The following is an 8,963-nucleotide window of genomic DNA, read 5'->3' on the forward strand; positions in this document are numbered from 1 at the left end:
CGCTACTTTGAAGCGATGACGGAAGATGCTATCTTCATCGGCACTGACGCTACTGAAAACTGGAATAAAACGGAATTTCAAGCCTATGCCAAACCCTATTTTGACAAAGGAAAAGCGTGGAACTTTAAAGCGCTGGAACGCAATATCTACTTTAGTGATGATAAAAAAATAGTGTGGTTTGACGAACTGCTGGACACGCAAATGAAAATCTGTAGAGGTTCGGGTGTGTTACTAAAAGTAGGCAATCAATGGAAAATAAAACACTATGTTTTATCGATGACTATTCCTAACGACGATGTAAATGCAGTTGTTAAAATCAAATCTCATCTTGAGGATAAACTGATTGAGGAATTGAAGTCTAAAAAATAATTTCAAAAAAATAAAACCAAGTTGTTTTTGTTCTCGTAAATGAGTGAAGAAACAAAAACATCTTGGTTATGAGAATTCCTAAAAAAATTAAAATTGCAGCGGTAAGCATACTAGGTATAGTAGGTTTACTCTTTGTGGTATTGGTAGTTCATATTGCCACTGCCAAACCGGTTGTATATGATAATGCAACACTTCAAATTAGTAGAATAGACTTTGAAGAAGCTATTGACTCGGCTAAAGCCAAAGAAATTCACCGTAACTTAAAATCCATTCCTGGCGTAAAAAATGACCGCATCAATCTTGAAAAAGGTGTGGTGGTATACTTTCATGACAACAAAGTAATCAACTCTGAAGAAGTATTTAATCAACTAATTGCCAAAGGAAACTATAAAGCTAAACGCTACGTCATATCGAATGAACTGGCTCAGAAAAAAGCTTGTCCGGTAATGAATGAAGACAGCTTCAGTTATAAATTTTCGAGAGGCGTTCAACGCATATTTAATTAATCTAAACACGAATACTATGAAAAAATTTGAAAAATTAGCTTTAGGTCTGTTTGTAGCCGTAGCGCTATTTGGACTTGCATCCTGCAGTGATGACGACAATGATTCTCCTGCACAGATGAGTTTGTATCAAAAACTGGGTGGAACTACAAAAGTGAGTGATCCAAACAACCCAGGACAAATGATTGAAAAAGGACGATTGAGTTATCGTTCAGTAGTGGATAGCACGATTGTACTTATAGTAGCCGATATTGTTGCTGGTTCAGAAGGTAATCTTGGTGCTCACTTTGCTCCTATTGTAGGCGAAGTGGTTGGAGGAAATACAACCAATGTTGCTGTATTGAGTAAAAACTTAACTGATTTCTTCTCTGCTAACACTGGTGGTGGTGCCACTAATACTTACTCTGGATTAAACATGGTAGCTGCACACGATCCTGCTCAAAACCCAAGAATGGGTGTAAAATCTACTGATGCAGATTATACTAAATTTATTGGTTATGTAGGTCAAGCGGCTGGCTTAAACGGTGTTACCGATACAGGCATCATCAATGAAGTGGTAGCAGTATTGGAATCGCTTAGAGATCCAATTGTTCAAGATCCGAATTAAAATATTAAAATAAAGGTTTGTTTATTTTGTTGTCGATAAAGCGTTACTTTTTAACAAAGTAGCGCTTTATTTTTTTAGATTCTCAAGCATTTCTACTGTCATTTTTTCTAAATCAAACTGATGTTTCCAGTTCCAGTCCTTTTGAGCAAAGGTATCATCAATACTAGCTGGCCAACTATCAGCAATCTTCTGACGGAAATCAGGCTTATAAGTAATGGTAAAATCTGGAATGTGCTTTTTGATTTCTTCGGCAATTTCTTTTGGTGTAAAACTAACTCCGCCTAAATTGTAAGAAGAACGAATAGCGATGTTCTCTTTTGGCGCTTGCATGATTTCTACCGTGGCACGAATGGCATCGTCCATATACATCATAGGCAAGGCTGTTTCTTCAGATAGAAAACACTCAAATGTTCCTTTTTCTAGTGCTTTGTGATAGATATCTACGGCATAATCCGTTGTTCCTCCACCTGGTTCTGTTGACCAAGAAATTAATCCTGGATAACGAATGCTTCGCACATCTACACCATAAATGTTATGGTAATATTCACACCAACGTTCCCCTGATTGTTTTGAAATTCCATATACGGTTGATGGTTCCATGATGGTGTATTGTGGCGTATTATCGCGAGGTGTTGTAGGTCCAAAAACGGCAATGCTGGAAGGCCAGAATATCTTTTGAATTTTTCCAGCTTTGGCTAAATTCAATACGTGAAACAAGGAATTCATGTTCAAATCCCAAGCAAAGGCTGGGTTTTTTTCGGCAGTAGCCGAAAGCAAAGCCGCCATTAGATAGACATCGGTAATTTGATATTGTTCTACTAAATGCTCAATTTGATTAAAATCTAAGGCATTGACTACTTCAAAAATACCTTCGTTAACGATATCGATATTTAGTTTTCTAATGTCGGAAGCAATAACATTGTCCGTTCCATAAATGGTTCTTAGTTTTTTAGTCAACTCAGTACCTATTTGACCGCAGGCACCAATAATAAGAATTTTAGTAGTCATAATTTAGTTTGTGTTTCTTGGTGCAAAGATAACGTTTTCGTGAAGTTGTTTTGAAGAAATTAAACAAATCTTAAAATGTGTTTAATGCTAAGTTATTCGAATTACCTTTGTATTTTTGCAATGTATTTTTTCAACCTATGAAAAACAAAATTATTTTAGCGTTACTGAGTTTGTCTGTTTTTATATCCTGTAAAAAAGATGAGCAACTATTGCTTGTAGAACAACAAAAAGAGGTTAAGAAACGAGAAGCTATTTTTGCTACCATCAATAAAAGCTGGAATTTCAACGCTTTTCCTTTGAACCAAAGTACGCAATCGCTAAACCAAAACTGGGCTGAATGGCGCGTTTTTCTAAAAGAGCTTTCAGAGAAACCCAAAACTAGTATTGGTGCTTTTCAAAAAAAGGCAAAAACCTTATCTAAAAAAGCAGCAGAACTGAACAATAACATTCCTGCCACGTATAACAAACCCGAAATTAAAAGTAGAATTTCGGCTGTTACCACAAAAATAAATACGCTGAATCTTTATATCAACTTGAATAGTATTCCTGATCAAAAGATTGTAAAATTAATTCCTGAAATTAATCAAGAAGTAGAGTCGCTGCAACAACAATTTGCAGAAATAGACACTAAAAATCAAATTAAGATTGAAGATGGCGAAGCAGATATGATACGAATGCTAGATACTACTCGGGCAATAAGTGTTGAAAAAAACAGAGTACAGCCACAAGCTATTCAACCACCATCAAATCAGCCAAAAATTAAAAGAAAATCTCTTATTCCAATTAAATAATTTTGAGCCAGTCATCGCTTTTTTCTATTTACGAAAGTTCTAATAAAGTCAAGCAAATTGCGGAAAGCTTAACTGTTCCACAAAATAAAATACATTGCAAAGGACTTTCGAGTTCGGTGGTTTCTATCATCATTCAGTCGGTTTTCAAGAAAGCCGAACAACCGTTTCTGTTGGTTTTTAACGAAAAAGAAGAAGCAGCTTACTATTTGAATGATTTGGAGCAAATGTTAGGACAAAACGATGTGTTGTTTTATCCGAGTTCGTATCGAAGACCATATCAAATTGAAGAAACCGATAATGCTAATGTTTTATTGCGTTCCGAAGTATTGAACCGCATCAATTCCAGAAAAAAACCTTCGATAATTGTTACCTATCCTGAAGCGCTTTTTGAAAAAGTAGTCACCAAAAAAGAATTGGATAAAAACACACTAAAAGTTGCTGTTGGTGATAACATTTCTATTGATTTCATCAACGAAGTGTTGTTCGAATACGAATTCAAACGGGTAGATTTCATCACTGAACCTGGAGAGTTTTCGGTTCGTGGCGGAATTGTCGATGTGTTTTCGTTTTCCAATGACAATCCGTATCGTATTGAGTTTTTTGGCAATGAAGTCGACAGCATCCGAACGTTTGACGTAGAGTCGCAACTTTCGGTAGAGAAACAAAACAAGATAACCATTATTCCCAATCTGGAAAACAAGTTTATCAAAGAAAACCGCGAAAGTTTTCTAGATTATATCAACGACAAAACCATTCTTTGGATAGAAAACAGTGAAATGGTTTTGGCACAATTGGATAAATTATTCGAAAAAGCAACTGAAACTTTTGACAAACTTTCGAAAGACATTAAACACGCTTCGCCAGAACATTTATTCTTAAACCAAGAAGGATTTTTGCGCAAAGCGTTGGATTTTTCTATCGTAGAATTGACGAATAAACCATTGTTCAAAACCACAAAAACTTTTGAATTTCACATACAACCGCAACCGTCGTTCAACAAGCAATTTGATTTATTGTTGAACAATTTGAGCGACAATCATTTCAACGGAATTACTAATTATTTGTTTTGTTCCAATGAAAATCAAGCGAACCGTTTTCATGATATTTTTGAAAGTTTAGATGAAGAAAACAGTGAAGACATCCGCAAACAATATCATACCATTGTGCAACCGTTATACCAAGGTTTTATTGACGAAGAACATCAAGTAGCTTGTTATACTGACCATCAAATTTTTGAGCGTTATCATAAGTTTTCCATCAAAAATGGCTATTCCAAAAAGCAAACCATCACGCTAAAAGAGCTGAATTCACTTTCCGTAGGCGATTATGTAACGCATATCGATCACGGAATTGGTAAGTTTGGCGGATTGCAGAAAATTCAGGTGGAAGGAAAAACGCAAGAAGCCATCAAATTAGTTTATGCGGATAACGACATTGTATATGTAAGCATTCATTCGCTACACAAAATATCCAAATACAACGGAAAAGACGGAACGCCACCAAAGATTTATAAGTTGGGTTCTAATGCTTGGAAAGTTTTAAAACAAAAGACAAAAGCACGAGTAAAACATATAGCTTTCAATTTAATTCAGTTGTATGCCAAGCGAAGATTGGAAAAAGGATTTCAATTTGCGCCCGATAGTTATTTGCAAAAAGAATTGGAAAGTTCGTTTATCTATGAAGATACGCCAGACCAAATCACAGCAACAGCTGACGTAAAAGCCGATATGGAAAAAGATCGTCCGATGGATAGATTGGTTTGTGGCGATGTGGGATTCGGGAAAACAGAAGTCGCTATTCGAGCGGCATTTAAAGCCGTTGATAATAGTAAACAAGTAGCCGTTTTGGTGCCAACAACCATTTTGGCGTATCAGCATTACCGAACATTTACCGAACGATTAAAAGAAATGCCGGTAAAAATTGGTTACTTAAACCGTTTTAGAACTGCCAAACAAAAAGCTCAAACGCTGGAAGATTTAGAATCTGGGAAACTGGATATTCTTATCGGAACGCATCAATTGGTCAACAAAAATGTAAAATTTAAAAATTTAGGATTGTTAATCGTTGACGAAGAACAAAAATTTGGTGTCAACGTAAAAGATAAACTGAAAACGATTGCTGCCAATGTGGACACGTTGACGTTAACGGCAACGCCAATTCCGAGAACATTACAGTTTTCGTTGATGGCAGCGAGAGATTTATCGGTAATCACAACGCCACCGCCAAATCGTTATCCAATAGAAACACAAGTAGTTGGATTTAACGAAGAAATTATTCGAGATGCTATTTCGTATGAAATTCAGCGAAACGGACAGGTTTTTTTCATCAATAATCGAATTGAAAATATCAAAGAAATTGCTGGAATGATTCAGCGATTGGTTCCTGATGCTCGCGTTGGAATTGGACACGGTCAAATGGAAGGAAGCAAACTCGAAGAAATTATGTTGAGTTTTATGAATGGTGATTTTGATGTTTTAGTAGCAACAACGATTATCGAAAGTGGTTTAGATGTGCCAAATGCCAATACGATTTTCATTAATAACGCTAATAATTTCGGACTTTCCGATTTGCATCAAATGCGAGGTCGTGTTGGTCGAAGCAATAAAAAAGCGTTTTGTTATTTCATTTGTCCGCCCTATTCTGTTATGACTGAAGACGCAAGAAAACGTATTCAAGCATTGGAACAATACAACGAACTAGGTAGCGGATTTAACATTGCTATGAAAGATTTGGAAATTCGTGGTGCTGGTGATTTGTTAGGTGGAGAACAAAGTGGTTTTATCAATGAAATTGGCTTTGAAACCTATCAAAAAATCATGAACGAAGCCATAGAAGAACTTAAAGAAAACGAGTTCAAAGACTTGTATGAAACCGATACCGATGTTGAAACCAAAGAATATGTAAAAGATTTACAAATCGATACTGATTTTGAATTGCTTTTCCCAGACGAATACATCAACAACGTTACGGAACGTTTAGCGCTTTACAACGAACTTGGTGCTTGCAAAACAGAAGAAGAACTTGTTTCATACGAAAACAAATTGATTGACCGTTTTGGTCCGTTGCCAAAAGAAGCAAAAGCATTATTGAACAGTATTCGCATCAAATGGATTGCAACCAAAATTGGCATTGAAAGAATTGTAATGAAACAAGGTAAATTGATTGGTTATTTCATTGCTGACCAACAATCAGATTACTATACTTCAAAACGTTTTACTAATGTTCTAAGGTTTGTACAACAACAAGGAAACCTTTGCAAAATGAAAGAGAAAGAAACTAAAAACGGTTTACGATTGTTGTTGACTTTTGAGAATGTAAAATCGATTAATAAAGCATTGGAATTGATGCAAATGTTAGAATAGAAAACACAGATTTCATAGATTTATTTCAATAAAAACAGCCGTAAATATAGAATGATTTACGGCTGTTTTTATTGAATTCTTATGCTAAAACTACATTTTTAACACTTTGAAATTGGCTTCTTTTTCGCCAAATTTTAGTTTGAAGAAATAGGTTCCAATAGCAAACTGTGAAATATCAACTGAAGTTTCCAATGTGTCTAACGTTTGATTAAATAACTTTCTACCTTCAATATTGAAAACGGATACTTCTGAAATAGAGGTATTTGATTTTATATTCAATGTTCCTGTTGTTGGATTTGGATAGTATCTAAAATCAATAAAATCATTATTAGAAATTCCAAGCGAAGGAGAACAAGAAATAGAAGCAATCCAACCGGAGTCAGTAACAAATTGATCTGATGTAAATTTAAATGTTAGAGAACCATCTACTGATGTGGAAGTTACTATTCCAGGTGAATTTGCTCCAGTAAAACCATTACCCAAATTAAACTCTTGGTAAGTATCATCTGGACCATCATAAATGAAAAGAAAATCGTAAGTGTCTTCTAATTGAAACTCTGTAAAATTAGCTGTTAGCTTTTGATTCGGTATATTAGGAATCATTGTTCTTACCAATGTTTGGTTATCAATATAATTATTAAAAACACCTCCAGTATCAGTAAAAATCATCCCACCGCAGTAGTTACCAGCAGTTGCAAATATTTGAGTTCTTGTAACAGGTGTGATATTTGTACAAATTGGTCGAATTCTAAATTCATAATAGGTGTTTGATTGTAAGTTTGTCACTAAAAAGCTAGTAACAGCTCCAATATTTTGCCAAACTCCAGCTGCTGAACCATATTGATTAACAGCTATCTGCCAAGATGTTTCATCAGATCCAACATCTTCCCACTCGATTAGAGCAGATGTTTCTGTTGTATTTGTTGCTCTAATGTTTGCCGCGGTGTTATTACAAGTATTTACACAATCAGCACTGAGACAAGTTTTACTATTAACTCTATTCTGTATCAATGTAGCGGGTTGAGGACCAAATCCATTTGCAAAACTTATTCCAACTCCTCCAATTAAATGACAATAACTCATAATTGTTCCTTTTACAGTTGTCGTTGGAATTGGACCTAGAGGACAACTTCCTTCTGGATAACCAGCTTGTGTTCCACAGCCATCAATTGAAGTATTATTACCGTTCCAATAACATCCATGCGTATGAGGCGAACCCAATGAATGTCCGAATTCATGTGCTATAACATTAATTGTCCAAGAATAATTAGGAACAGTATTAAAACTAAAATTTACATCAGAATAAGAGTAATTAAACGAATTACATACTGAATTGAGGAAGGCAACTCCACCTAAACCACCTGGATCTATTCCTACCAACATTCCTACATCACCATCAAAAACTGGACGATTTTGTGCAAAAGCATCAAGATAATCGCTAGAACTATTACCAATACCATCATAAATATCCGGAGAAGTCCAAATAAAAATTGATTTTAATGCAGTCGTAATATCATCGTTTGAAAACAATGTTTGTACATTATTGTATACAGAAGTCATCCAATTTGTTGTTGTTGTCGAATTACTGTTATTCTGTAAATATAAATTATAATCTACTTCAAAATAAAAAGTAACACATCTGGCTGTATTAACTTCTCTATTCAAAGTGGAATTTTGGTCGACTTCAAAACCATCTTCTTTAACATTACAACTCCAATCGTTTACAATATTCATTTTTGAGTCAGAATACACAATGTAATCTAACTGATTTCCTTGTTTATCTAGTTTTCCAATTACTAAATTTCCTAATGATTCACTTGAAATGATTCCGTTAAATTCTCCATTAAAAAAGTTGAATGACGAAACCGAATTCACATCATTTTTAATAATTCCACGGTAGTATATTCCTTTTTGATAGGTAATGTTTCTCTTTTTATCTGTGTCAATTTTAAAATCTTCGGCAAATGGATTAACCTTGAATAATAAGACTGAAATCAGTTGGTTTTGGTAAGGAATTTCCAACTCGATAAAATCATTCTTTGTCGTTACTATTTGGTTAATTTTTACCAAGTCCGCTTTAGCCAAAGTTGCTTCACTTACTGTTTTTTTTACATCAATATTATCAATAAACAAACTTGGTGTTAAAATTGACACCTTGTTGAAGTGAGTATTTTCCTTTTGAAGTTTTAAGACTTGTTCCGCTATCTTTTTCTGTCCAAAAAGACTAAACGTAAACAAAAATGTCATTAATAGTAGTTGTTTTTTCATAGCTTATGATTTGGGGTAAAGATATTCAAATTCAATAAATTATTATATTCTATTC

The 8,963-nt window shown here is 34.7% G+C and carries 7 protein-coding genes; 5 read left to right on the plus strand and 2 right to left on the minus strand.

All coding sequences use genetic code 11. The features are described 5' to 3' along the window. From IAI56_RS14555 to IAI56_RS14565, 3 genes are all read left to right on the plus strand, one after another. A partial coding sequence (locus tag IAI56_RS14555) for a nuclear transport factor 2 family protein (protein WP_187658559.1) occupies window positions 1-369 on the plus strand: 369 nt, incomplete at its 5' end. Window positions 370-437: 68 nt separating this feature from the next. Further along, a complete protein-coding gene (locus IAI56_RS14560; protein WP_169523377.1) occupies window positions 438-875 on the plus strand; it encodes a hypothetical protein in 438 nt (145 codons plus the stop codon). 16 nt (window positions 876-891) lie between these two features. Next, window positions 892-1,479, plus strand: a complete 588-nt coding sequence (locus IAI56_RS14565; protein ID WP_187658560.1) for a globin family protein — start codon at window positions 892-894, stop codon at window positions 1,477-1,479. 66 nt (window positions 1,480-1,545) lie between these two features. On the opposite strand, the gene IAI56_RS14570 is transcribed toward IAI56_RS14565, so the two are convergent. Next, complete coding sequence (locus IAI56_RS14570) at window positions 1,546-2,487, minus strand: L-threonine 3-dehydrogenase (protein ID WP_169523375.1); 942 nt, start codon at window positions 2,485-2,487, stop codon at window positions 1,546-1,548. A 137-nt stretch (window positions 2,488-2,624) separates the two neighbouring features. Here IAI56_RS14570 and IAI56_RS14575 point away from each other — a divergent pair, with 137 nt between their 5' ends. Together IAI56_RS14575 and mfd are read left to right on the plus strand one after the other, a co-directional pair. Further along, entirely contained in the window at window positions 2,625-3,278 is a 654-nt protein-coding gene (locus IAI56_RS14575; RefSeq protein WP_187658561.1) for a hypothetical protein, read from the plus strand. A 26-nt stretch (window positions 3,279-3,304) separates the two neighbouring features. After that, a complete protein-coding gene (mfd, locus tag IAI56_RS14580) occupies window positions 3,305-6,640 on the plus strand; it encodes a transcription-repair coupling factor (protein ID WP_425323634.1) in 3,336 nt (1,111 codons plus the stop codon). Between the two features lie 90 nt (window positions 6,641-6,730). Here mfd and IAI56_RS14585 read toward each other — a convergent pair whose 3' ends face one another. Continuing rightward, complete coding sequence (locus IAI56_RS14585; RefSeq protein WP_187658563.1) at window positions 6,731-8,908, minus strand: M12 family metallo-peptidase; 2,178 nt, start codon at window positions 8,906-8,908, stop codon at window positions 6,731-6,733. Window positions 8,909-8,963: the final 55 nt, after the last annotated feature.

The organism is Flavobacterium macrobrachii (assembly GCF_014486675.1).
GTDB classification, from domain to species: Bacteria; Bacteroidota; Bacteroidia; order Flavobacteriales; family Flavobacteriaceae; genus Flavobacterium; species Flavobacterium macrobrachii.